The sequence below is a fragment of the Chitinophaga rhizophila genome (assembly GCF_019492185.1).
GTDB lineage: Bacteria > Bacteroidota > Bacteroidia > Chitinophagales > Chitinophagaceae > Chitinophaga > Chitinophaga rhizophila.
Map to the genome: position 1 here is coordinate 1783152 of NZ_JAICCF010000001.1, position 24509 is coordinate 1807660.

Consider the following 24509-nt stretch of genomic DNA (forward strand, 5'->3'; position numbering starts at 1 on the left):
CCAGCAATCACCAGGTTGCGGCAGCTATTGCGGTGGTAAAGGTTCTGCTCTCTCCTGCCGGCAGGGTGATGAGACCTATTCCATTATTAAATGCATTGGGTACACCTGTCAGGTTCTCAATAGCAATACTATGGCGATGAGGCGGTGTATATAGCTGCAATACGGGGTAGCTTTCGTCTGGGTAAAACGTAATAGCAATATGTTTATTTGGGTCCCTTAACGTACAGGAAGAAGCATGTTGCCTGAAATTGAGCAGGAAGGAATTATCCAGCGGAATACCGGTCAGAGGAGATGATTCAAGGAATCTGTCATAAGGCAATACCTGCCCTGTTGGTATCAGCTGCGCATTAAATTCCACTATCTGTTCCGATGCAAATTGCAGTTCCATTTCATCTACTGGCGTACCTGTTGTAAAATAAGGATGCCAGCCATCCATCAGAGGAATAGCCGATGTATGAAGATTGCTGATAGTAGTAATTATTTCAAGGCGCATGTCAGGCTGCAAGCGATACTCAACATCACAAGTATACGGAAACGGATATCCGCTATCCGACGCATTATATGTATAACGCAGTTTCACGCGTGCACTTCTTTCGTCTGCTGTTGTTTCTACCACATCAAAAGCAACATCATGCAGCAAGCCGTGGAGGTGATTACCAGGAGTGACAGATTTTTCGATAGTATATTCCTGTCTGTCCCAGGTATATTTTCCACCAGGAATACGGGAAGCAAACGGACTTAACTTGGCACCTTTAAAATACAATGACTTATTAGCATGATAGTCCTCTATACTATCATATCCATCAATGATATTAAGCATGGCTCCTTCAAATGGTATATTGAATGCATGGAGCATAGCGCTTTGTGCAGGAAGAACGTGTATCTCTGCATCACTCAGGTCATCTTTTAGCGCAATGATATCAAAACCATTTACATGAATCTTTCTTACAGAAAACATATGTTGTTTTTCAGTTTGTAACTGTTATAATATCCGGGCATTAACATTGGTATTATCACAGCTGGTATATATGGTAAGTTACACAAACTTCCCATCACTATCCACTACCGGCAATGCTTAACGATTTAGTAATTAATTGTATGCTACGCAGGCAGGGGGCATTCTATTAATCAAGTATGTTCATTAGCCGGAGCTATAAAAAAGGCAGTCCCGCATATAGCGGGACTGCCTCTATTTCAACTCAACTACAGCGTGTATAATCAGATATACTGATTGATGATATTTTCCAGCCATTCCTGTCTGCCGCTGATCAGCTTAGGCTCACCATTGCTGACAGCAAAGCTGCGCAGGTCTTCGAGAGACAGTACACCGTCTTCAAAGTCTTTACCTTTACCACTGTCGAAAGATGCGTAGCGATCTTTACGGAACTGTTTGTAAGGAGACTGTTCCAGCACTTTCTCTGCAATAACAGCAGCACGTGCGAAGGAATCAATACCACCGATATGAGCATGGAAGATGTCTTCCAGATCGGTAGAGTTACGGCGTGTTTTCGCATCAAAGTTAACGCCACCGCCTGAAAAACCACCTGCTTCCAGGATTACCAGCATGAACTCAACCATATCATTCAGGTTCATCGGGAACTGGTCAGTATCCCATCCGTTCTGCGCATCACCACGGTTAGCATCAATGCTACCCAGCATATCTGCATCTGCGGCTACCTGCAGTTCGTGCTGGAAAGTATGACCGGCCAGCGTTGCGTGGTTTACTTCCAGGTTCAGCTTAAAGTCTTTATCCAGTCCGTAATGACGCAGGAAACCAATTACAGTAGCAGCATCATAATCGTATTGGTGTTTGGTAGGCTCGCAAGGCTTAGGCTCGATAAAGAAAGTTCCTTTAAAGCCCTGTTTGCGTGCGTAGTCTTTGGCCATAGTCAGGAAGCGGGCCAGGTGTTCCTGTTCGCGCTTCATGTTAGTGTTCAGCAGGGTCATATAACCTTCGCGTCCGCCCCAGAACACATAGTTTTCGCCACCCAGTGCAATAGTTGCATCGAGTGAGTTTTTCACTTGTGTACCGGCATAAGCCACTACAGAAAAGTCAGGGTTGGTAGACGCACCGTTCATGTAACGCGGATTGCTGAATACATTAGCAGTACCCCACAGCAGTTTTACACCGCTGGCTTTCTGTTTTTCTTTTGCATACTCTACGATCTGCTGCATACGGCTTTCGTATTCGCTGATCGTTGCACCTTCGTCTACCAGATCCACATCGTGGAAGCAATAATAAGGTACACCCAGTTTGGTAAAGAATTCGAAAGCAGCATCCATTTTATCTTTCGCACTCTGTACTGCATCTGTTGCAGTTAACCATGGAAAGTCTTTAGTACCCGGACCGAACGGATCTCCACCAGTACCACAGAAGGTGTGCCAGTAGGATACTGCAAAACGGAACAGTTCCTTCATGGTTTTGCCACCGATCTTTCTATTCTCGTCATACCATTTATAAGCAAATGGATTTGTTGATTGAGGACCTTCATAGGCTATTTTGCCAATGCCTTTGAAGTATTCCTGATTCCCTAAAGTAATACTCATTGTCTTTCTTTTTTTGAACCAATACGTATGTGTATGTTATGCAACTGCTAACGTGTAACGCAGTTAACTGATAATGTGTTGTAATCCTTCCAGCCACTGGTTGTAGATACCAGCGTACTGTTGTTGCAAGGCGGCCTCTGGCTCTATAGTAGCCAGGCACTCCATGCCGCGGAATGCATCCTGTTCACTGTAGAGACCGGCTCCTATACCAGCTGCCCTGGCCGCACCCTGTGCACCGTCTGTATTATACAGTTCGATTACTACATTGGCGGTATTGGCAAATACTTCCCTGAATAGTGGACTGAGGAACATGTTTGCTTGTCCTGCTCTTACCCGATGGATCTGTAAGCCCATATCGGTCATGATATCCATGCCATACTTCAGGGCAAACACGATACCTTCCTGTGCAGCACGCAGCAGGTGTTCGCGACTATGTATATTGAAATTAAGTCCGTTAAATATTGCACCGGTATCCCTGTTGCTGAGAATGCGTTCTGCACCATTACCAAAAGGATAAATGTTTAATCCACGAGCGCCTGCAGATGCTTTGGCGGCCAGAGTATTCATTTCATTGTAGCTAAGATTGCCGGTAGCTTGTCTTAACCAGCTATTAAGAATACCAGTACCGTTAAGGCACATCAATACACCATTACGGGGTGCTTCAGCAGTATCATTAACATGTACAAAGGTATTTACCCGGCTTTCTTTATCAAAAGCGATATGATCATGTACAGCGTATACCACACCGGATGTGCCTGCAGTAGTAGCGGCCTCTCCTGGTCTCAGTACATTCAGTGAGAAGGCATTATTGGGTTGGTCTCCTGCACGATATGTAACTGGTGTACCGGCAGCAATGCCCAGCAAGGAGGCCGCTTTCTCTGTTACCTTACCCTGAAGCCCGAAGGTAGGCACTATCGTAGAGAGCAGCTTTTCATCAATAGCATAATGCTTTAATAATACCGGCGATACCTGGCGACCACTAAAGTCCCAGAATATTCCCTCTGACAAACCCGAGATTGTGGTAGCAGCCTCGCCTGTGAGGCGCATTGCAATAAAGTCTCCGGGCAACATGATCTTATCTATGCGCTTATAGATTTCCGGTTCATATTGTTGCACCCAGCGGAGTTTGGAAGCAGTAAAATTACCTGGGGAGTTTAACAGGTACTGTAATGACCAGTTTTGCCCTAGACTGTTGAATGCTTCATTACCAATTTCCACGGCACGGCTGTCACACCATATAATTGAAGGACGCAGTACCTGCTGGTCTTTATCAACACAAACCAGACCATGCATCTGGTAAGCGATACCAATACCAGCAACAGCATTCCCGTCAAAGGGATGCTGTTGCTGTAATTTTTTCGTAGCATGCTGTATCTCCAGCCACCACAATTCAGGATCCTGCTCTGCCCATCCTGCTACAGGGGCCAGCATGGGCATTTCCTGTTCGGGACTGATGGCTGTTGCAAGGCACTTCCCTGTTTCTACGTCCAGCAATGCTGCTTTTACAGAGGAGGAACCGATGTCATATCCTATCGTATATCTCATATAGCAATCTTCTTCGTTCTTGATGGTTAATTTGTCAGTGCGTGTACTATTACCAGAAGATAGTGTACAGCGCAGCCAGGATACCGCAGATAAGCAGTGCGATTACAGTAAAACCAGTTGATGGTTTGAACATGGAAGGATCCACTTCAAGACCTTTAGGCGCATCATCTGTTACCAGTGTACCGCCAACCAGGACATGTTTTCTTGCCGGAGCTACCAGTGAGATAATGATCATACCCAGTACGCAAACGACAAACACAATACCCATACGGTCCAGGAACGGAATTTCATAAACGCCCTGTGCATTAGGTACAGCGAATCCAATATTATACAGTGGAGACAGATCTACGGAGTTAGGCAGGAACTTCAGAATGATCGACATAAGGAAACCACCGATCATTGCAAACAAAGCTGCATTGGAGGTAGTTTTCTTCCAGAAGAAACCAAGCAGGAACATCGCAAATATACCTGGCGATACGAAACCGGTGTATTCCTGTATGAACTGGAAACCACCCTTTTTATCGATACCCAGGAATGGAGAGATAATGATAGCCAATATCATGGATACAATTACCACGATACGACCAACGTTTACAATCTCTTTTTCACCTGCTGTCTTGTTGAAAATTTCTTTGTAAATATCCAGTGAGAAGATAGTGGAGATACTGTTTGCTTTACCAGCCAGGGAGGCTACCACTGCTGCAGTCAGCGCTGCAAATGCCAGACCTTTCATACCAGCAGGCAGAAGGTTCATTAACACAGGATAAGCATTATCAGGATTCAATTCACCAGCTTTCATCATTTCGGATGAGAACACACCTTCTTTATATAACACATATGCTGCGATACCTGGTAATACCACGATCACAGGCATGAGTAGTTTCAGGAAACCTGCAAACAGCAGACCGCTACGGGCAGTTTTAAGATCTGCGCCTAATGCACGCTGTGTAATATATTGGTTACAACCCCAGTAGTTCAGGTTCACTATCCACATACCACCTACCAGTACGGTCAGACCAGGAAGGTCGAGGTAATGTGGATTATCCTTTTCCAGGATCATATGGAAATGCTCTTCTGCATTTTTAGTCATTAATGAGAACCCTTTCAGAACACCTGTTTCACCGAAATGCTCAGATACCATGCTCAATGCCAGGTAAGTCGTTACCAGACCACCAAGTATCAGGAAGAATACCTGAATAACGTCTGTATAACCAATTACCTTCATACCACCCAATGTAATGATGATCGCGAATACTGCGATAAGGCTCATACATACAAAGAAAGGAATACCTGAAATTGTATTTACGGCCAGGGCACCCAGGTAAAGGATGGATGTGAGGTTTACCACCACGTACAGTAATAGCCAGAAGACGGCCATGATGGTACTTACAGTTTTATTATACCTTGTCAGCAGGAATTGCGGCATGGTATATATCTTATTCTTCAGATAAATTGGCAGGAAAAAGACTGCAACTATAATTAAGGTGGCTGCTGCCATCCACTCATAGGTGGAAATAGCCAGACCAATATTAAAACCGGAACCTGCCATCCCGATAAACTGCTCCGCAGATATATTGGAAGCAATCAGGGAGGCACCGATAGCCCACCAGGTAAGAGAACCCTCCGCCAGGAAGAAATCTTTAGAATCGGTCGTTGTGCGTTTTTTCTTTCGGTAGATATAGAGACCGTAGCCGGCAACAATCACGAAATACACTAAAAAAACAACATAATCGAGGAATTGTAAGCTCTTTTGCATAAAAAACGTGGTACGTGGTAATTAAATTAGGAATCAATATAGCAACATTTTTAATAAACGTAAAATTTACGTTTAAAATTTTTCACTACGTGTTGGACATATATTCTGTTTTTCATTAGTTACTCAGTCATAAACGAAGAAAGTTGTTCTCCTACAGCGGAACCTATTGCGACGCCCATACCTCCCATCCGGACTCCAGATACTATGTTGCGGGTATAGAACTGTATCAAGGGTTGGCGGGTCTTTCCAAAAGCCATGATACCTGTCCAGCGGTCAGTTATCAAAAAGGAACGTCCTGGTAAGATAATATCCCGAAGCCGGTTTTCCAATTGCTGCTGTATCTCCTGGTTAATATCAAAACTGGTTGTGGTCTCTTTCTCAAAGTCCAGGTTTCTACCTCCGCCGAATAATACCTTGCCTTCCAGCTCTCTGAAGTAATAATAGCCCTCGTCCATATGAAACACTCCCCTGAAGGGGAGATCAGGTATTACATTTGTCAGCAGCACCTGCCCTCTTCCAGGTTGCAGATCAAGGTCTGGCAGCAATTGCCTGGCAAAAGCGTTGGTACAGATAGCCACCCTGCGGGCCAAGAATCCGATTTCCTCAGCGTTAGCCCTGGGTACTACTACGCGTACACCTGTTTCCAGGTCTTCCAGCCGGCTGACAAAACACCCCGTTTTTATTTCTACTCCCCTGGCGATGGCAATGTCTATGAGTGTACGCATCATTTTACCAGTATGGAGCTCTCCTTCAAAGTTATTGCTAATCAGCGCTCTGACATATTTACTGTCAAAACCGAAGGCACTAATCCGCTCACTGACCAGTGTAAATGCATCTGCTCCCAGTAATGGACGTAACATAGCATTTACCTTGTCTATTGCTGAAAGGGCATGTTCTTCCTGAACACCAATCAGTTCATGACTACCATTTTCCCGGTATTCCATGTACTCGTCCCCTATTCGTTTACGCAACAGCTGCAGTCCATGCCTGCGCATCTGTAAAAGGGAAATTACCTCATCCGGGGGCATGGTTTTCAGATCTGACAACAATTCTGTCAGACTTCCAATACAGGCAAAACCAGCATTCTTTGTACTGGCCCCCGTTGGAAGTATATTGGCTTCTAATACCAGAATATGTGCTGCCGGCAGTTTCTCTTTCAGGCTGATGGCAGTCGAAAGCCCAACTATACCACTGCCAACAATGATATAATCATACTGTAAAAGGCTTTGTTTCTCCCAATAACTCAGCATGCGCTTTGATTTGGCTGTAACAGCCTGTTTTTCAAACGTTGGAATCTACGACGTATTATATCTTCAAATGTAATCATTTTTTAGATGTCAGGCTGACATTAATCAGGCTTCAATCCTTTGTCTGATATAGCTACACTGTTAATACTATTTTACCCCTTCCATGCCCTTGTTCCAACTCCTGGTGTGCACGGACAATCTCTTTGAGAGGAAATGTTCTTTCCACTTCTACCTTCAGGCGGTTATTACTCAACAGGGCAGCCAATTGTTCCATTCTTTCGCCTGAGGGCCTTACTGACATCCACTTTACTTCGACTCCCTTCTCTTTTGCCTTTGCTATAGCCGCCGGATCATCTTTATACATACTTGGTAATGATACTACTATACCACCACGATTCAGTATGTCGATAGAGCGGAGGGTAGTCTCACCACCCATTCCATCAATGACTACATCGAAGCGTTCTGCCACATCCTGAAAATTCTCAGTTTTATAATCAATTACCAGGTCAACACCGAGTTGTTGGAGAAAAGGGTGGTTAGCGGCAGATGCAGTAGCTGCCACGAAACAATGTTTCCACTTCGCCAGCTGCACCGCAATATGGCCCACACCACCTGCGCCGGCATGAATCAGCACACGCTGTCCCCAGGTAATACCGGCATGATCAAACAGCGCTTCCCAGGCAGTAAGTCCTGCCAGCGGAGTACCTGCTGCTACTTCAAAAGATATTTCTTTAGGTATAATGGCAAACTCTTCTTCCTGTACTACGGCATACTCGGCATATGCATTTCCAGGCTCCGGAAAGTTACTCATACCGAATACACGGTCCCCTGTAAAGAACTTACTTACGCCTTCTCCTACACTTACCACTTCACCGGCTATATCCCAGCCAAGTATAGCTGGAAGGGTTTGATGTGAGGCATATCCTTTTCCTGAACGAGTTTTAAAATCAACGGGATTCAGGCCAGCCGCCTTTACTTTAACAAGCATCTGTCCAGCGCCCGGCAGAGGTATCGCTACTTTCTCAATCCTGAAAGCAGTGGCCGGCCCGAACTCTGGCAACACAGCCGCCTGCATAAAATTACTCATACGTACAGATTTTGCCTTCAAATTAGCGATAAAAACGCTAAATGCCACATATGCAAAAGGGGCATTATGTTTTATAACCAAAACATAATGCCCCGTTAAAAGCATGTCGCTTACACCGGCTTATACCAAGTACCCGAACAGGTTATCGTCTTTGTTCAGCTCAGTGAAATGAATATTGTATTTACGGAAATTAGCTACCAGGATGTCATAGTCTTCCTTATTTTTCAGTTCAACACCAATGAGTGCCGGGCCTGTTTCCTTGTTGTGTTTCTGAATAAACTCGAAGCGGGTGATATCATCATCTGGCCCAAGCACATGGTTCACAAACTCTTTCAGTGCTCCCGGGCGTTGTACGAAACGGATGATAAAATAGTGTTTCAACCCTTCATATAACAGTGAGCGCTCTTTGATCTCCTGCATACGGTCAATATCGTTATTGCTACCGCTTACCACGCAGATGACCTTTTTGCCCTCAATCTCCTTTGCATAGTAATCCAGGGCTGCTATTGAGAGTGCTCCTGCCGGTTCCACCACAATAGCGTCTTCGTTATACAATCTTAATATAGTAGAGCAAACCTTCCCTTCCGGTACCAGTTGCATTTTTGTCAGAACGTCTTTGCAGATGCTGAATGTCAGCGCACCTACTCTTTTTACGGCAGCTCCGTCCACAAAACGCTCAATTTCAGTGAGTGTAACGGGTTCGCCTGCCTCCAGCGCACGGCTCATGGATGGAGCGCCTTCGGGCTCAACACCAATGATCTGCGTCTGGGGACTATATGTTTTAAAATAAGTACCTACGCCAGCTGCAAGTCCTCCGCCACCTATGGGCACGAATACATAATCAATCTTCGCCTGATCTTCCAGTATCTCTACGGCTACGGTACCCTGTCCCTCAATGATTTTGGCATCATCAAAAGGAGGAATAAAAGTCATATTGTGCGCTCTGGTATAAGCCTGAGCTTCTGCTGCACAATCATCAAAAGTATCTCCAACCAGCCTGATCTCGATGTTGTCGCCACCGAACATATTCACCTGGTTTACTTTCTGTTTTGGCGTAATAATAGGCATGAAACACACGCCTTTGATATCCAGCTGGCGGCATGCATAGGCGAAGCCCTGAGCATGATTACCGGCACTGGCGCAAGTCACACCTTTTGACAGCGTTTCTTTATCCAGGCTGCTAATCAGGTTGTAAGCTCCGCGTAGTTTATACGATCTTACAATCTGCATGTCTTCTCTTTTAAGATAGACATCTGCATTATACCTGCGGGAGAGCGTGGCGCTGTAAGTAAGCGGAGTACGATTCACCACAGGTTTTAACTTAACCGCTGCATCAAGTATATTGAGCGGATTTACACTTGTTAGTACCTGGGACATTTGTTGAAAATTAGCATCAGGAATCAGGAATTAAATTGAATGCAGCGAAGATCTCCGCTGCATTCAACTAATTACTATTCCTAATTATTAAATTAATTATTAGGGCGCAGCTTTCTTACAGCAGCACCAGCCTGCCACATTTCGCTTTCACGCAGTTCTCTCAGCTCTTCGTTCAATTTATCACGATAGTCAGTAGTACTGTTAGATGCGATAGAACGCGCAGCTTCTTTACCAGCAGCAACGCTTGCATATAATTCTTCAAATACTGGCTGGCTTGCTTCTTTAAATTTCTTCCACCAGTCAAGCGCACCACGCTGAGCGGTAGTAGAACAGTTAGCATACATCCAGTCCATACCATTTTCAGCAACCAGCGGCATCAGCGACTGCGTCAGCTCTTCTACTGTTTCGTTGAATGCTTCAGATGGAGAGTGACCATTCTTGCGCAGTACTTCGTACTGAGCAGCGAAGATACCCTGGATAGCACCCATCAGGGTACCACGCTCACCTGTTAAGTCAGAAGTAACTTCTTTTTTGAAATCTGTTTCAAACAGGTAACCTGAACCTACACCGATGCCCAGTGCGATAACACGGTCACGTGCTTTACCTGTTGCATCCTGGTAGATAGCAAAGCTGGAGTTCAGACCCTGACCAGCCAGGAACAGTCTGCGCAGAGATGTACCGGAGCCTTTAGGAGCTACCAGGATTACGTCTACGTCAGCAGGAGGAATAATGTTTGTCTGGTCTTTATAAGTAATACCAAAACCATGGGAGAAATATAATGCTTTACCAGCAGTCAGGTGTGGCTTCAGTGTAGGCCACAGTGCGATCTGACCGGCATCGCTCAACAGGAACTGGATAATAGTACCTTTCTGTGCAGCTTCTTCGATCTCAAACAGTGTCTGACCTGGTACCCAGCCATCAGCAACGGCTTTATCCCAGGTTTTAGAATCTTTACGCTGACCTACGATCACGTTGAAACCATTATCTTTCAGGTTCAGTGCCTGGCCGGGGCCTTGTACGCCATAACCGATGATAGCTATCACCTCATCTTTCAGCACTTCTCTAGCTTTTTCCATTGGGAATTCTTCTCTGGTTACTACGTCTTCCAGTACCCCTCCAAAATTGATGGTTGCCATGTTTTGATAGTGTTTGTTTTTTTTATAAATGATTTAAACTAGATACTTTCTTCTTCCGCAGATACTTCAGTATGCTCTTTATACTGTGCCTGCTTCAGGTTGTCAATACGCTGTGTTTCCAGCTCTTTCAGATGATCGTGGAAACGGCGGCTCCATTTGATAATGGCTACTCTTCCGCTCTTAGAATACTCAATCAGTCCATAAGGCGCAAGTTTAGCCTGCAGATTGATCAGCTCCTGCTGATGGCCTGTCTTTTCCAATACAAAATACTCTTCTGTAATGGTAAGGATACGGGCATTGTTCTCACGGATCAGCTGCTCTATATTACCATTCTGCAAAGCCTTTGTGGAGATCTTATATAGTGCCAGCTCCTGATACACCACCTCGTCCTCGTCATGTACGAATGCTCTGTGAATTTCGATCAGTCTTTCTATCTGACCAACGATCTTCACCAGCTTTTCCTTTTCGGAGATAACCGTGATGATGAACTTATATACGCCCGGAATCTCAGTTTCAGCCGTTGTAAGACTCGTGATGTTGATTCCACGGCGGGTGAAGATAACGCAGATACGGTTGGTGATACCAATTCTGTCTTCCGTATATACCGTTACTGTATATTCTTTTTGCATAGTGTTCGTTGTTAATGATTGCAGATTGCTTCTTCCTCCTACTCAAGCCTGATGTTAGCGATCGGCTGACCGGAAGGAACCATGGGGAATACGTTGTCTTCTTTCTCCACAACTACTTCCAGCAGGTAAGCTCCTTTATGAGAAATCATCTCATCTACTGCTGCAGCAATTTCCGAACGGTCTGTTACCTTCTTACCAGGAATAAAGAATCCTTTTGCTATCTGTACAAAGTCAGGATTGGTCATTTCGGTGGAAGAGTAACGTTTGTCAAAGAACAGCTGCTGCCACTGACGCACCATACCCAGGAAGTTGTTATTCAGGATCACTATTTTCACGCCTATCTCTGACTGATATATAGTACCCAGCTCCTGTAAGGTCATCTGGAAGCAACCATCACCGATTACTGCTACCACTTCTTTTTCAGGCGTACCTACTTTCGCTCCCATTGCAGCTGGCAATGCAAATCCCATAGTACCCATACCACCGGAGGTAATATTGGTATTCGGATCTTTAAAGCGATAGTAACGGGAAGCAATCATCTGGTGCTGACCTACGTCTGTTACCAATACCGCTTTACCTTCTGTTCTCTCAGAGATCAGACGTACTACCTCTGCCATCTTTAAACCACCTTCAGCAGGATAAAGTTCTTTACGGGCTACTTTTTCTTCCTCCTGTTTATCTGCTTCACGAAACTCCTGTATCCATTCATCATGCTGCTGTGGCTTCACTAATGCAATCAGTGCTTCCAATGCAGTTTTTGCATCTGCATGTATAGCTACATCGGCCTTAATGATTTTGTTGATTTCAGCTGCATCAATCTCTATGTGGATAACTTTGGCCTGTTTCACATATTGGGACACATCGCCGGTAATACGATCATCGAAGCGCATACCTACTGCCAGTAATACATCACACTCGTTAGTCATGATGTTAGGAGCATAGTTACCATGCATACCGAGATAACCTACATACTTCGGATGATCAACCGGTACTGCAGACAGACCCAGTAAGGTAGATGCCACCGGTATACCAGCTTTCTCAGCCAGCGCTATCAGTTCTTTCTCTGCACCTGATAATAATACGCCATGGCCACAGAAGATGTACGGCTTTTTGGAATTATTAATCAGCTCTGCTGCCGCTTCTACAGCCTCCAGGTCCAATCTTGGTACGGGGCGGTAGCTACGGATATAATCACACTTCTTATATTCAAAGTCGAATTTGGCTACCTGCGCATTTCTGGTAATATCAACCAGAACAGGTCCCGGACGGCCGGTGCCTGCGATATAGAATGCTTTGGCAATAGCGCCAGGTATATCTTCAGGGCGTGTAACCTGGATATTCCATTTTGTAATCGGCATAGTAATACCAATTACATCGGTTTCCTGAAAGGCGTCAGTACCCAACAGGTGAGCAGCTACCTGACCGGTAATGCACACCATAGGTGTAGAGTCCATGTAAGCGTCTGCCAGGCCTGTGACCAAGTTGGTAGCGCCAGGACCTGAAGTGGCAAAGACCACCCCTGTTTTGCCAGAGGTACGCGCATAACCCTGTGCGGCATGCGTTGCACCTTGTTCGTGACGGACCAATATATGATGAACTTTATCCTGGAAATCGTACAGGGCATCATAAATGGGCATAATAGCGCCTCCCGGATAGCCGAAAATGGTTTCAACACCTTCTGCAATCAGCGAGCGGATCACTGCCTCGGAACCAGTGATATTAAGTGGAGCAGCATTTGCTACTGCCCGCTTTTCAGCCGGCTCAGGCTTCATCGGTAACACATCCTTCTGTTGCATTTGAAACGAGTTTTGCATATTTATATAATACACCGTTAGTTACTTTCAATGCGGGTTTCACCCACTGTGCCCTGCGGGCTGCCAGCTCCTCAGCACTTAATTCAACATTGATTGTATTTTTCTCGGCGTCAATCTCAATAATGTCATTGTCTTTTACTAATCCGATAGTACCGCCTTCTACTGCTTCAGGCGTGATGTGACCTACTACGAAGCCATGCGTACCACCAGAGAAACGTCCGTCTGTAATCAGCGCTACGCTTTTACCCAGTCCTACGCCCATGATCGCGGAAGTTGGTTTCAGCATCTCAGGCATACCAGGTGCGCCCTTCGGACCAACCTGCCTGATTACTACCACATCGCCTGCTTTTACACGACCGTTTTGTATACCTGCAATCAGCTCATATTCACCTTCAAATACACGTGCAGGACCACGGAAGCTTAAGCCTTCCTTACCGGTTATCTTAGCGACGGAACCCAGTTCGGCCAGGTTACCATACAGCATCTGGATATGCCCGGTTACTTTCAACGGTTTATCAACAGGCACTACTATATCCTGTGAATCGAAATCGATATCCGGAACACTCTCCAGATTTTCTGCCAGGGTTTTGCCGGTAACTGTCAGACAGTGGCCGTGCAAATAGCCCTTTTTCAACAGATATTTCATTACTAACGGAACACCACCAATATTGTGAAGGTCTTCCATCAGGTATTTACCACTTGGTTTCAGGTCGGCGATCAGTGGGGTTTTATCACTGATACGCTGAAATTCAGGTAGTCCGAATTTCACACCTATAGCTTTTGCAATGGCGATGAAATGGAGTACAGCGTTAGTACTGCCACCCAATGCCATAACAACTGTAGCTGCATTCTCAAATGCCTCATATGTCATGATATCAGAAGGTTTGATATCTTTCTCCAGCAGGATATGGATATACTTACCTGCTGCCAGACATTCTTCTCTCTTCTCTTTACTTAATGCTGGATTGGAAGAGCTATAAGGAAGGCTCATACCTAATGCCTCAATAGCGGAAGACATGGTATTTGCGGTATACATACCACCGCAGGCACCAGCGCCAGGGCATGAATGCTGTACAATTCCTTTAAAGTCATCTTCACTCAGCTGACCAGCCATTTTCTGGCCTAATGCTTCAAAGGCTGATATGATATTCAGATCTTGTCCTTTGTATTTACCAGGAGCGGTAGAACCACCATATACCATGATAGCCGGACGGTTAAGACGTCCCATAGCGATCAGTGAACCTGGCATGTTCTTATCACAGCCTGGTACGGTAATCACACCGTCATAGTACTGTGCGCCTACAACGGTTTCGATGGAATCAGCAATCAGGTCACGGCTGACGAGGGAATAACGCATACCGGGTGTACCGTTTGTCATACCATCGCTAACGCCAATGGTATGGAAAGTGAGTCCAACGAGATTATTAGCCCAGACCCCTTTCTTGACCTCCTGTGCGAGATCATTCAGGTGCATGTTACACGGATTACCATCATAGCCCATACTGGCAATGCCTACCTGCGCTTTCTTCAGATCTTCTTCAGTTAGACCGAGTGCATACAGCTGCGCCTGTGTGGCTGGCTGCGTAGGATCCTGAGTAAGCGTTTTGCTGTATTTGTTTAATTCCATCTGTTTATTAAAATTTCCTGGTTGCTATTTAAGTAGGTACAAAATAGCAGTGATAAAAGCCAAGTTCCAAACCAATTACTGACCTGTTAACCGGTATTCAAATCTCTTCATTTTATGGCTAAATCCGCTGTGGTACTAGATATCCTACTTTGAAAAATCCAAATTCCAACTAATTAAAAAAGGCTGTAACGGGAAGACTGACAGGTTGGTACGAAGTGTTATAAAGAGCATCACGCTTTGTTTTATCAACACGAAGCGTGATGCTTTGTTAGCTATCTGATTGAAACAAGGATACAATACTATCAGTTTTGACTAATAGTGTATCACTTCCAGGTATGGCATATTGAGTAAGTCCAACCTGAATCAGCACGAGTTTTCACGAATATCTGTGTACGGATACCGGTCGCTTATGCAACAGGGACCGCAGCGCGATCAAATTCTTTCTCGAGTACTCTCGCTTTGTAAGCCTGCTGTAGCACCTTACCCAGGGAAGAAGCCCATGGTTTAGCAAAAGTGTGACCGTCGAGTGAATCCCATCCAACTACCTCAGCAGCAGTACCGCAATAGAATACGCAATCAGCTGTTTTCAGTTCATCAACAGTGAAAAGCTTTTCCTCCAATGGAATACCCAGTTCGTGGCACAGTTCAATCACTGTTGCCCTGGTAATGCCTGGCAGAATGTTGCCTGGGGGAGGGGTAAAGATTTTACCGTCTTTCTCAAAGAAGAGGTTTGCACCCGGACCTTCAGCTACATAGCCGTTGATATCCAGCAACAATGCCTCATCATAACCGTTTTCCTTCGCTTCCTGTGAAGCCAGGATGGAGTTTACATACAGACCAGCGGTCTTTGACTCGATCTTAAATGCTTTCGGGTTAGGGCGCTGGTAAGACGATGTCATAACGCGCAGCAGTTTTTCACCCAGGTAAGCACCCCATTCCCATGCACAGATCAGTACATGCGTCTCGGAAGCAGCTTTCAACGTCATATTGGGAGGACAGAAAGCAAGCGGACGAATGTACGCTTCTTCCATATTGTTCATTTCCAGCACCTTGTAACATGCAGCAACCAGCTCGTCGTTATCGAATGGATACGGCATGTGTATCAACTCGCAGGAACGCTTAAATCTGTCGAAGTGTTCTTTTGCTTTAAAAATCTTAACAGTTCCATCAGCTGTTTTGTAAGCGCGGATACCCTCAAATACGGCATATCCATAATGCAGTGACTGGCCATACAGGTCGGTAGTAGCGGCGGTGGCTTTCTTAAACTCCCCGTTGATGTAAAGAATGGTGTTCTCGTTGTAATAGCTATACATAATTCAGATATTAGAAATTCGATTTTGGATTGAACTAATTACAGGCACAAAAAAATGCCTTCCTCGATGGAGGAAGGCATTCTATTTATCGTTAGTGATTGTACACGTTTACCTATCCTCCATATTGGTGGCTAATAATGACAACGACAATCACGACTAGTGTAATGGCCCAGTTCAACTGAGCTACTATGTGATTAATCTTGTTATTGTCTTTATTTACCCACATGGAGGTATGTTTTTATTTGCTACTACAAATGTATTGGTCGGTTGACTAAAAAACAATACAATGCAAAAGATTTAGTCATTTCGCAAACAAATCTTCACTTTTTGAAGATATTGAAATAAAACGTCCTTTCTTTAACCAAAATCCACACAAATAGCAAAATTATTACAATTCATCCGAGGTTATTTCCAGAGATTATCCGGATACTCACCTCTTTTCACCAGTGAAGAAAGACTTTCCTGTACACCAGGAGCATCTTCTTTGTATGTTACACCAAACCACTGTGCAGCAGTTGGGATCACATTTACAACACCCAGTTTGTTCTGAATGAAATGATCAATCACGATAGGAATAAAGAACTCAGACTTAGGCTTATCACCGCTCTTTTCCAGGAACTCTTTGAATAAACCTTTGCTCAGTTCAAATACCGATGGATGGAAACCCCAGAAATTCATGGAAACAGGTGTATCACCTGCCAGCGGATGTTTGGTGCCATCTGCATCTTCATACACAATCTGCTCGCCGTCTTTATACACATTGGTCCTTTCATTGATAGCCGCCAGGTTACTGTTTTCATCAGCCGCACATACACCGCGTGAAACAGATCCATGCTCGCTGATCGTTTTGCTCAGCTGATAGCCAATTACGCTGTAAACGTCTGGCTTTGCAGCATTTTTCAGAAAAGTAGCCGCCTTCTCAAAAGAGTCACGACCATAGAAATCATCTGCATTGATCACCGCAAAAGGCTCATTGATAGCATCTTTTGCACAGAGTATTGCATGCGCAGTACCCCAAGGTTTAGTGCGGTCAGCAGGTACCTGATAACCATCCAGATATGCATTCATATCCTGGAACACATAATCAGTAGCTATACGACCTTTCAGTTTGGGTTCAAATATCTCTTTAAATTCTTTTTCAAATTCCTTACGGATAATGAACACTACCTTGCCGAAACCAGCACGGATAGCGTCATAAATGGAGTAATCAACAATTGTTTCACCACTGGGGCCAAACTGCTGTATCTGTTTGAGGCTACCATATCGGCTAGCCATACCGGCAGCAAGGATCAATAAAGTTGGTTGCATTTATAGATTTGTTTTTTGTGTTTCCATGTATTAGATGAATATTTTCCAGGCGCTAAATTTAACGATTAAAACTATTTTCACAGCTTCTTTTTGTTATGAAACTGTTACGCCTACGGGCCATCATGCAACAAATCCCGTACCAACCGGGGCTGTTTTCGTAAATAAACAAACATTATAGATTAAATCCATGTGAATCAAAAGATGAAACGACTATTCTTATCCGCAGTGCTCATGCTGCCACTATTGCCAATTGCCAATGCTCAACAACACACTCCACCCGATTCTATCCGGAACAAAATGCAATGGTTTGCTGATGCAAAACTTGGCATTTTTATCCATTGGGGCATCTATTCAGTCAAAGGGGTAGACGAATCCTGGTCATTCTATAACAAAAAAATAGCTTACAATGACTATATGCAACAGCTGAAAGGGTTCACCGCCAGGAACTATCATCCGGAAGAATGGGCCGCCCTGATCAAGGAATCCGGTGCCCGCTACGCGGTGGTCACTACCAAACACCATGATGGCGTAGCCCTATGGGATAGTAAACTGAGCAAGCTGGATGTAGCTAACAGCACTCCCGCCAAACGCGACGTACTCACGCCCTTATATACGGCCCTACGGCAGCAAGGGATTAAGACAGGTGCATACTTCTCCCTGATAGACTGGAGCCATCCTGATTATCCGCAATTCCTGAAAGACAGCAGCCGCTATGACGCAAAGAAAGATGCCGCACGCTGGCAGCGCTTCCTCCGCTTCTCTCAAGGTCAGCTGAAAGAAGTGATGCAACAATACAACCCAGACCTCTGGTGGTTTGATGGCGACTGGGAACACAGCGCTGAAGAATGGGAAGCCCAGAAAATGAGAAAAATGCTGACGGACCACCATCCAAACACCATTATCAATGGCCGTCTGCAAGGCTATGGCGACTATGAAACGCCCGAACAGAACTTCCCCGTATCCAGACCCAACTATCACTGGTGGGAGCTGTGCATGACTATCAATAACAACTGGGGCTATCATCCTGATGATACTAATTTCAAAACACCTTACGAGGTCATCACCATCTTTGCCGACGCTGTCAGCAATGGCGGAAACATGCTATTGGATATCGGTCCTGCCGAAGATGGCACTATTCCTGCTGAACAAGTGAACGTATTGAAAGAACTGGGCGCATGGAATAAGAAACATGCTCCCGCTATCTTCAATACTGTAGCGGGAATCCCGGCAGGACACTTCTATGGTCCTACCACTTTGTCAAAAGATTCCACTACCTTATACCTCTTCCTGCCCGGCAATATGACTGGTCAGGTAATGGTAAAAGGCCTGGTGAATACTATTAAAAAGATCAGCGCAGTCGGAAACGGCCAGCAGCTACATCATAAAGTTGTAGGTAAAATATCCTGGAGCGCTGTACCCGGACTTGTCTATATTGACGTGCCCCCGGCTGTGCAGGATAAATACATGACGGTACTGGCCCTTGAACTGGACAGTAAGGTAAAACTGTACCGCGGAAAAGGTGGATTCCTGACTAATGAATAACAACTCCTGCAGCCCGTCTCAGGGCGGGCTGCAGGTCGCTATATACAATAGAGGTGAATGTGAACGATGAAGAATGCCAGTAAATAACCATACCAATATTATGCATATGAAAACATTATTCCTGTCAACGCTCGCACTATGCTGCTTTCTGTCCGGAGTAGCACAGCTGAAAACCGGTGACATTACCATCATCCCTGAACCGCTGCTGCTCAATCCTATGCCTGGCAGCTTTGTTGTGAATCAAGAAACTACTATTCAATTCAGTGGTAAAGGCGGAGAAACAACAGCCGCATTCCTCAATGATTACCTGCAACGTAATTACAACTTTAAACTACCTGTCAGTCCTGCTACCAAAGGCACTCCTAAATCATTACCTGTCATAAAAATAGTAGAAGCGCCTACTGGTAAAAAAGAAGGATATATACTGGAAGTAAATACCGGCCGGGTATATATGCAGGGCGATGCGCCAGGGCTATTTTATGGACTGCAAACACTACTACAACTGTTTCCTGTAAACAAGCATTTTAAAGCGGCTACTGACTCCGTCACTCAAAAGCCCTTCAATGGCAGCCTGCACCTGCCGGGTGTAAAAATCCAGGACTATCCGCGCTTCGCTTACCGCGGGATGATGCTGGATGTAAGCCGCCACTTCTTCCCTCCTGCGGCCATCAGACAGTTTATTGATATGATGGCGCTCTATAAATTCAACCGCTTCCACTGGCACCTTACTGATGACCAGGGATGGCGTATTGAAATCAAGAAGTATCCACGTCTGCAGGAGATTGCCTCCACCAGGAAAGAGACCATTGTTGGTCATCACCGACGCAGTAATACTTATGATGGCAAACCTTACGGTGGCTACTATACGCAGGAGGAAGTACGGGATATTGTCAAATACGCAGCCGACAGAAATATTACCATTATACCTGAAATAGAAATGCCTGGTCATTCGCAGGCCGTACTTGCTGCCTACCCATCATTTGGCAATACAAAAGGGCCCTATGAGGTGCGCACTACCTGGGGAATATCCAAAGATGTGCTCAACCCTGTTAATGACTCGGTATTCGTATTTCTACAGGATGTATTAACGGAAGTCATAGATCTATTCCCAAGCAAGTATATACACATTGGCGGCGACGAATGTCTGAAAGACCGATGGAAAGAATCTGCTGAAGTACAACGTATGATCCGCAGGCTGGGACTGAAAGACGAGCATGACCTACAAAGCTATTTTATCCAGCGTATGGAAAAGTTCGTCAACAGTAAAGGACGCTCTATCATTGGCTGGGATGAGATACTGGAAGGCGGCCTCGCGCCGAAAGCCACTGTTATGAGCTGGCGCGGTGAAGAAGGCGGGATTGCTGCGGCTAAGCAGAAACATGATGTCATCATGACGCCTAATACTTATCTCTATTTCGATTATACCCAAGGTCAGCCGGCCACTGAACCACTCAATGCAGCAGCCTATCTGCCACTGCAAACTGTATATAACTATGAGCCCTTACCCCGGTCTCTCACGCCTGCCGAACAACGTTATATCAAAGGCGTACAGGGGAATATCTGGACAGAATTTATACCTGATCAGCCAATGCTGGACTATATGCTATGGCCTCGCGCACTCGCCCTGTCAGAAATAGCATGGGCCCAGCCCTCTAAAAAGAACTACGACCGCTTTCTGCAAAAGCTGCCGCTGGAACTGGCGCGTATGGATTATACGGGCGTCAACTTCCGTATACCAGAACCTGCCGGTCTTGAAAGCAAAGTAGTAACCAGTACTACTGCTACTGTCACACTTAAACCGCCAGTGAAAGGTAGTATGATCTATTATACCATTGATGGTAGTCAGCCGGGAGTACGCAGTGCGCCATACACCCGTGCCTTTACCATCCATGTACCTGAGAATGGTACTGCTACGGTCAATTGTATTGTAGTACTGCCCAACGGACGTATCAGTCCGATGTACAGCGCTACCTATGTACATAAGCCTTTCCTGCCTGCAATTGCTACAAAACAGGGAAATAAGGGCATCAGGTTCTCCCTGGTGAAAACACCGCCATCCAGTGCCAGACAGCTGACGGAAACGGGCGACAGCACCGGCCTGTTACCTGCTATTGATATCCGCCCGTTACCTGTAAAGGAGTTTGGCGTTACTTTCACCGGACTACTAAAAGTCCCTGCGGATGATCTTTATGAGCTTCATCTTAACAGCGACGACGGCGCAATATTTTATATTGATGATCAGGTAGTAGTTGACAATGATGGCCAACATGACTTACAGGACCGCAGCGGCTTCATACCACTGCGTAAAGGACTGCACCGGATCAAGGTACAATACTTTAACACGGGATCCGGCGCATGGCTGGATGCCGGCATCTACAGGAACAGAGAGAAACTGAATCCTGCAGATGTATTGTATACAGGGCAGTAGTCAGCGATCATGGAGTATCTTTGTCAGCCATATATTTGACAACCTTATCTGCAGCCGCTGGAACGAAAAGCTGCAGATAAGGTTGTATTCCTCCCCCGGCCTTTAGGTATATGGCAAACATCCGACTACTAAAGGAACCAATTCCTGCTACTTTGCAGGAACGGAGCTATACTGGACTAATATGTGTAAATGATCGTTACTTTGCCGGATGCAGTTCAACTATAACAATATCTCTCTGCAACAAATTACCCCTCCCTGGCTTCCGGCTGAGATACAGGCATGGGTATTACGGCTTGACCTGCTTCACCCTGAGGTATCAGGTAACAAGTGGTTCAAACTAAAACACAACCTTGACGCGGCTATCCGGCAAGGTAAGCAACGACTAGTCACTTTCGGTGGTGCTTACTCTAATCATATTGCGGCCACTGCCGCTGCCTGTCACCTGGCAGGGTTTCCGTGTACAGGCATCATCCGGGGAGAACAGGCAGCTGAATTGAGTCATACGTTAAAGGGTGCAGCTGCCAAAGGTATGGAGCTGGTCTTCATCAGCCGGGAAGCTTATCGTAACAAAGCCAACACCGACTGGGAAGCCCTTTATCCGGAGGCTTATATAGTGCCTGAAGGAGGCAACAATGCATTGGGAGCTAAAGGCTGCGAAGAAATACTGCCTCTTGCAGTGGAGGCCCTGAAAAACACACCTTTGAAGCAATCAGCAGGCGTTGATAAAAGTGGGATTTCTGATCCGGATACCTTCACGCATATCGCCTGCGCTGTTGGCACAGGTACGACCCTGGCCGGTATTATCAACAGTGCGGCTCCAGGTCAGACGGTGCTGGGTTATGTCGTATTGAAAGGGGCCACCTATCTGGAAGGCGAAATACAGGCGCTACTACATCCGCAGCCACTGCCACACTGGGAATTACTACATATGCATCATGGAGGAGGATACGCAAAAGTATCTCCCGAACTGAAAGCATTCATTGCGGCAAGCAATGAGGACATGCACCTGCCCCTGGACATTGTCTATACCGGCAAACTACTGATGGGCTTCCGGACAGATGTGCAGGCCGGAAGATATCCTTATGGCAGCAACGTGCTACTTATCCACACAGGCGGATTGCAGGGGAACGCCATATAACAGTTTTGATTATATTTACGCTAATAACTATTTTCAGTCTCATAGGGGCTAATAATGCCTTTGTTTTGATTTTTTTAACGATACTTAGCACCTCACAGGTGCATCATTTTATTATTTTTGCCAACTTAAAGAGGAAAGCCAGGATATCTGCGCAGGCGGGTTACTGGAGACATGGATACAGTACAGGAATTAGCATATATGAAGCAGTTGTCGCGTTTTATTTTATTCGCATTCATTTTAATAGCATCAGTATTTTCAGCAAAGGCACAGACTCAACCCAATACACCTCCGGTATTACCTGATTTCTCTGCCCTTATTAAGACCGGTAAAATCCAGCTGGATTTCATATCCGGGTTCCGGGATGTGAAGTTTATAGGCGTGCAACGCTCTCTGGATAGTATATTGAACTTCAGCACTATCGGACTGGTTAGCAATCCGAATGACTTCAGGATCAGTTACCAGGACTTTAAACCACTACCCGGCTCTAACTATTACCGCCTTTTTATCCAGTTTAATAACGGGCGCTACCTGTATTCAAAGATCATTATGGCCGTTCCTGACAGTACTATTGACGGCAGTCAGAAGCTTCAGCTGGCAGATGTCAAGGAGGCTATTGCCGCTGCTAAAGAAGCTGGAGTAAATACCGGTACTAATCCGACTACTAAGGAGAAGGCGGTGAAAGAAGAGAAAATTGTATGGCATCCGTCAAATTATATCTACACCACCGCGGATGGCAACGTGAATATTAAACTGCCAGATGCACCTGATAAGAAGTACAGTGTGAAGTTTTTTGAGCCAGATGGCTCCTTCCTTTTTGAGATCCGGCAGGTGAAAGAACCCTTCCTGATCCTGGAGAAAGCGATCTTCCTTCATGCGGGTTGGTTTAACTTTGAGATCTATGAGGATGGTAAGGCTTTCGAGAAATGGAATCTCTATATACCATTGAGCTACAGGAATTGAGTATTCCATGTAAAAAATAGTAAGTACAAAGGCCTGTAATATAGTATTACAGGCCTTTGTACTTATGATGTTTTGATCAAGTCCACCTTCTCTTCGTCGCTTGTTCGTCGCTTGTTCGTCGCTAGTACTACCTGGGTTCACCCCTTCTTTACCCCTTGGCCGTCGCTTGGCCGTCGCTTGTACTACCTGGGTTTACCCGCTCCTTGCTCCTTGTTCGTCCTCTGATAGTTGTTTATCCTGCGCTAATTTATGGCACATTCATAATTAACTCTGCTTCAAACACTTCCGAGAAATGCCGGGCAAGACGTTCCTTAACTTCGGTTTCTGACACTTCCCTACCCAGTTCCTCATGCATAGCGGCTACTTTCTTATCCACGATCCCACAGGGCACAATGTTACCAAAGTAATCCAGGTTCGTATTCACATTCAGTGCGAAGCCATGCATGGTGATCCACCGGCTACAGCGTACGCCCATTGCACAGATTTTACGCGCCCGGGCGGGATCGTGCGGATCTAACCAGACACCGGTTTCTCCGGCGGAACGATCGCCTTTAATGCCATAGTCTGCCAGTGTCAGTATAATCACTTCCTCCAGGTTACGCAGGTATTTACCAATATCTGTAAAGAAATTTTCGAGGTCCAGGATAGGATAACCTACTACCTGGCCGGGGCCGTGGTAGGTGATGTCGCCCCCACGGTTGGTATTTGAGAAAGTAATGCCCTTATCCTCCATCTGCTGGCTATTCAGCAGCAGATGCTCTATATGCCCGCTCTTACCAAGGGTATAAATGTGCGGATGACCACAAAACAACAGATAGTTAGTGGTTTCCTTTGCCAGACCTGCCGGCTCCTCCCCCTTTGCCAATGCCTGCTTGATGCGGACATTCTCCTGTAAAAGTTGCTCCTGATAGTCCCAGGCCTTCTGATAATCAATGATTCCCAGGTCTTTGGTATGGATCTTCTTGTTCATATTACAGGTGCAAAAGTACGCATTTACCGGTTGCGGAGATTACTGCCCCGGAGACGGCAACCGGTCGAAGATATGTTTTCAGGAA

Annotated in this window: 18 protein-coding genes; 4 read left to right on the forward strand and 14 right to left on the reverse strand. The window is 45.5% G+C overall.

Features of this window, described 5'->3' with window-relative positions; all coding sequences use genetic code 11:
- Positions 1-7: 7 nt before the first annotated feature.
- The 13 genes from K1Y79_RS06665 to K1Y79_RS06725 form a co-directional block, all read right to left on the reverse strand.
- A complete protein-coding gene (locus K1Y79_RS06665; protein WP_220249219.1) occupies positions 8-958 on the reverse strand; it encodes an aldose 1-epimerase in 951 nt (316 codons plus the stop codon).
- Positions 959-1218: 260 nt separating this feature from the next.
- The gene (xylA, locus tag K1Y79_RS06670) at positions 1219-2547 is read right to left on the reverse strand and encodes a xylose isomerase (RefSeq protein ID WP_220249220.1); all 1329 of its coding nucleotides are present in this window, start codon (positions 2545-2547) and stop codon (positions 1219-1221) included.
- A 63-nt stretch (positions 2548-2610) separates the two neighbouring features.
- Positions 2611-4092 carry a xylulokinase gene (locus tag K1Y79_RS06675; RefSeq protein ID WP_220249221.1) on the reverse strand — a complete coding sequence of 494 codons (1482 nt, stop codon included), beginning with the start codon at positions 4090-4092 and terminating at the stop codon, positions 2611-2613.
- A gap of 49 nt (positions 4093-4141) precedes the next feature.
- Complete coding sequence (locus K1Y79_RS06680; protein WP_220249222.1) at positions 4142-5848, reverse strand: sodium/sugar symporter; 1707 nt, start codon at positions 5846-5848, stop codon at positions 4142-4144.
- A 119-nt stretch (positions 5849-5967) separates the two neighbouring features.
- A complete protein-coding gene (locus K1Y79_RS06685) occupies positions 5968-7098 on the reverse strand; it encodes an NAD(P)/FAD-dependent oxidoreductase (RefSeq protein WP_220249223.1) in 1131 nt (376 codons plus the stop codon).
- Between the two features lie 130 nt (positions 7099-7228).
- A complete protein-coding gene (locus tag K1Y79_RS06690; protein ID WP_220249224.1) occupies positions 7229-8182 on the reverse strand; it encodes an NADP-dependent oxidoreductase in 954 nt (317 codons plus the stop codon).
- A 120-nt stretch (positions 8183-8302) separates the two neighbouring features.
- On the reverse strand, positions 8303-9559 hold the full coding sequence (gene ilvA, locus K1Y79_RS06695; protein WP_236059508.1) for a threonine ammonia-lyase IlvA: 1257 nt from the start codon (positions 9557-9559) through the stop codon (positions 8303-8305).
- Positions 9560-9651: 92 nt separating this feature from the next.
- Entirely contained in the window at positions 9652-10695 is a 1044-nt protein-coding gene (gene ilvC, locus K1Y79_RS06700) for a ketol-acid reductoisomerase (protein ID WP_220249225.1), read from the reverse strand.
- A 38-nt stretch (positions 10696-10733) separates the two neighbouring features.
- Complete coding sequence (gene ilvN, locus K1Y79_RS06705; RefSeq protein ID WP_220249226.1) at positions 10734-11324, reverse strand: acetolactate synthase small subunit; 591 nt, start codon at positions 11322-11324, stop codon at positions 10734-10736.
- Positions 11325-11362: 38 nt separating this feature from the next.
- On the reverse strand, positions 11363-13120 hold the full coding sequence (gene ilvB / locus K1Y79_RS06710; RefSeq protein ID WP_317197472.1) for a biosynthetic-type acetolactate synthase large subunit: 1758 nt from the start codon (positions 13118-13120) through the stop codon (positions 11363-11365).
- Positions 13086-14765 carry a dihydroxy-acid dehydratase gene (ilvD, locus tag K1Y79_RS06715; protein ID WP_220249227.1) on the reverse strand — a complete coding sequence of 560 codons (1680 nt, stop codon included), beginning with the start codon at positions 14763-14765 and terminating at the stop codon, positions 13086-13088. Before ilvD ends, ilvB begins: the two co-directional genes overlap by 35 nt.
- A 407-nt stretch (positions 14766-15172) precedes the next feature.
- On the reverse strand, positions 15173-16078 hold the full coding sequence (locus tag K1Y79_RS06720; protein ID WP_220249228.1) for a branched-chain amino acid transaminase: 906 nt from the start codon (positions 16076-16078) through the stop codon (positions 15173-15175).
- 405 nt (positions 16079-16483) lie between these two features.
- Positions 16484-17386: a sugar phosphate nucleotidyltransferase gene (locus K1Y79_RS06725; RefSeq protein ID WP_220249229.1), complete on the reverse strand. Its 903-nt coding sequence runs from the start codon at positions 17384-17386 to the stop codon at positions 16484-16486.
- Between the two features lie 201 nt (positions 17387-17587).
- Between K1Y79_RS06725 and K1Y79_RS06730 the strand changes: the two genes are divergently transcribed.
- The 4 genes from K1Y79_RS06730 to K1Y79_RS06745 all read left to right on the forward strand — a co-directional run bounded on the left by K1Y79_RS06730 (position 17588) and on the right by K1Y79_RS06745 (position 23454).
- Complete coding sequence (locus K1Y79_RS06730; RefSeq protein WP_220249230.1) at positions 17588-18928, forward strand: alpha-L-fucosidase; 1341 nt, start codon at positions 17588-17590, stop codon at positions 18926-18928.
- Positions 18929-19034: 106 nt separating this feature from the next.
- A complete protein-coding gene (locus tag K1Y79_RS06735) occupies positions 19035-21356 on the forward strand; it encodes a family 20 glycosylhydrolase (protein ID WP_220249231.1) in 2322 nt (773 codons plus the stop codon).
- 208 nt (positions 21357-21564) lie between these two features.
- Positions 21565-22494: a 1-aminocyclopropane-1-carboxylate deaminase/D-cysteine desulfhydrase gene (locus K1Y79_RS06740; RefSeq protein ID WP_220249232.1), complete on the forward strand. Its 930-nt coding sequence runs from the start codon at positions 21565-21567 to the stop codon at positions 22492-22494.
- Positions 22495-22692: 198 nt separating this feature from the next.
- Positions 22693-23454: a hypothetical protein gene (locus K1Y79_RS06745; protein WP_220249233.1), complete on the forward strand. Its 762-nt coding sequence runs from the start codon at positions 22693-22695 to the stop codon at positions 23452-23454.
- 247 nt (positions 23455-23701) lie between these two features.
- Here the strand turns inward: K1Y79_RS06745 and lipB are convergent, their stop codons facing one another.
- On the reverse strand, positions 23702-24424 hold the full coding sequence (gene lipB, locus K1Y79_RS06750; RefSeq protein WP_220249234.1) for a lipoyl(octanoyl) transferase LipB: 723 nt from the start codon (positions 24422-24424) through the stop codon (positions 23702-23704).
- Positions 24425-24509: the final 85 nt, after the last annotated feature.

What these genes read in the sequence shown, in the direction of transcription:
- ilvC (WP_220249225.1), bottom strand. Translation starts at nt 10,695, where the DNA reads ATGGCAACCATCAATTTTGGAGGGGTACTGGAAGACGTAGTAACCAGA.
- ilvN (WP_220249226.1), bottom strand. Translation starts at nt 11,324, where the DNA reads ATGCAAAAAGAATATACAGTAACGGTATATACGGAAGACAGAATTGGT.
- K1Y79_RS06735 (WP_220249231.1), top strand. Translation starts at nt 19,035, where the DNA reads ATGAAAACATTATTCCTGTCAACGCTCGCACTATGCTGCTTTCTGTCC.
- K1Y79_RS06730 (WP_220249230.1), top strand. Translation starts at nt 17,588, where the DNA reads ATGAAACGACTATTCTTATCCGCAGTGCTCATGCTGCCACTATTGCCA.
- K1Y79_RS06725 (WP_220249229.1), bottom strand. Translation starts at nt 17,386, where the DNA reads ATGCAACCAACTTTATTGATCCTTGCTGCCGGTATGGCTAGCCGATAT.
- xylA (WP_220249220.1), bottom strand. Translation starts at nt 2,547, where the DNA reads ATGAGTATTACTTTAGGGAATCAGGAATACTTCAAAGGCATTGGCAAA.
- K1Y79_RS06690 (WP_220249224.1), bottom strand. Translation starts at nt 8,182, where the DNA reads ATGAGTAATTTTATGCAGGCGGCTGTGTTGCCAGAGTTCGGGCCGGCC.
- ilvA (WP_236059508.1), bottom strand. Translation starts at nt 9,559, where the DNA reads ATGTCCCAGGTACTAACAAGTGTAAATCCGCTCAATATACTTGATGCA.
- ilvD (WP_220249227.1), bottom strand. Translation starts at nt 14,765, where the DNA reads ATGGAATTAAACAAATACAGCAAAACGCTTACTCAGGATCCTACGCAG.
- K1Y79_RS06745 (WP_220249233.1), top strand. Translation starts at nt 22,693, where the DNA reads ATGAAGCAGTTGTCGCGTTTTATTTTATTCGCATTCATTTTAATAGCA.
- K1Y79_RS06680 (WP_220249222.1), bottom strand. Translation starts at nt 5,848, where the DNA reads ATGCAAAAGAGCTTACAATTCCTCGATTATGTTGTTTTTTTAGTGTAT.
- lipB (WP_220249234.1), bottom strand. Translation starts at nt 24,424, where the DNA reads ATGAACAAGAAGATCCATACCAAAGACCTGGGAATCATTGATTATCAG.
- K1Y79_RS06665 (WP_220249219.1), bottom strand. Translation starts at nt 958, where the DNA reads ATGTTTTCTGTAAGAAAGATTCATGTAAATGGTTTTGATATCATTGCG.
- ilvB (WP_317197472.1), bottom strand. Translation starts at nt 13,120, where the DNA reads ATGCAACAGAAGGATGTGTTACCGATGAAGCCTGAGCCGGCTGAAAAG.
- K1Y79_RS06675 (WP_220249221.1), bottom strand. Translation starts at nt 4,092, where the DNA reads ATGAGATATACGATAGGATATGACATCGGTTCCTCCTCTGTAAAAGCA.
- K1Y79_RS06740 (WP_220249232.1), top strand. Translation starts at nt 21,565, where the DNA reads ATGCAGTTCAACTATAACAATATCTCTCTGCAACAAATTACCCCTCCC.
- K1Y79_RS06720 (WP_220249228.1), bottom strand. Translation starts at nt 16,078, where the DNA reads ATGTATAGCTATTACAACGAGAACACCATTCTTTACATCAACGGGGAG.
- K1Y79_RS06685 (WP_220249223.1), bottom strand. Translation starts at nt 7,098, where the DNA reads ATGCTGAGTTATTGGGAGAAACAAAGCCTTTTACAGTATGATTATATC.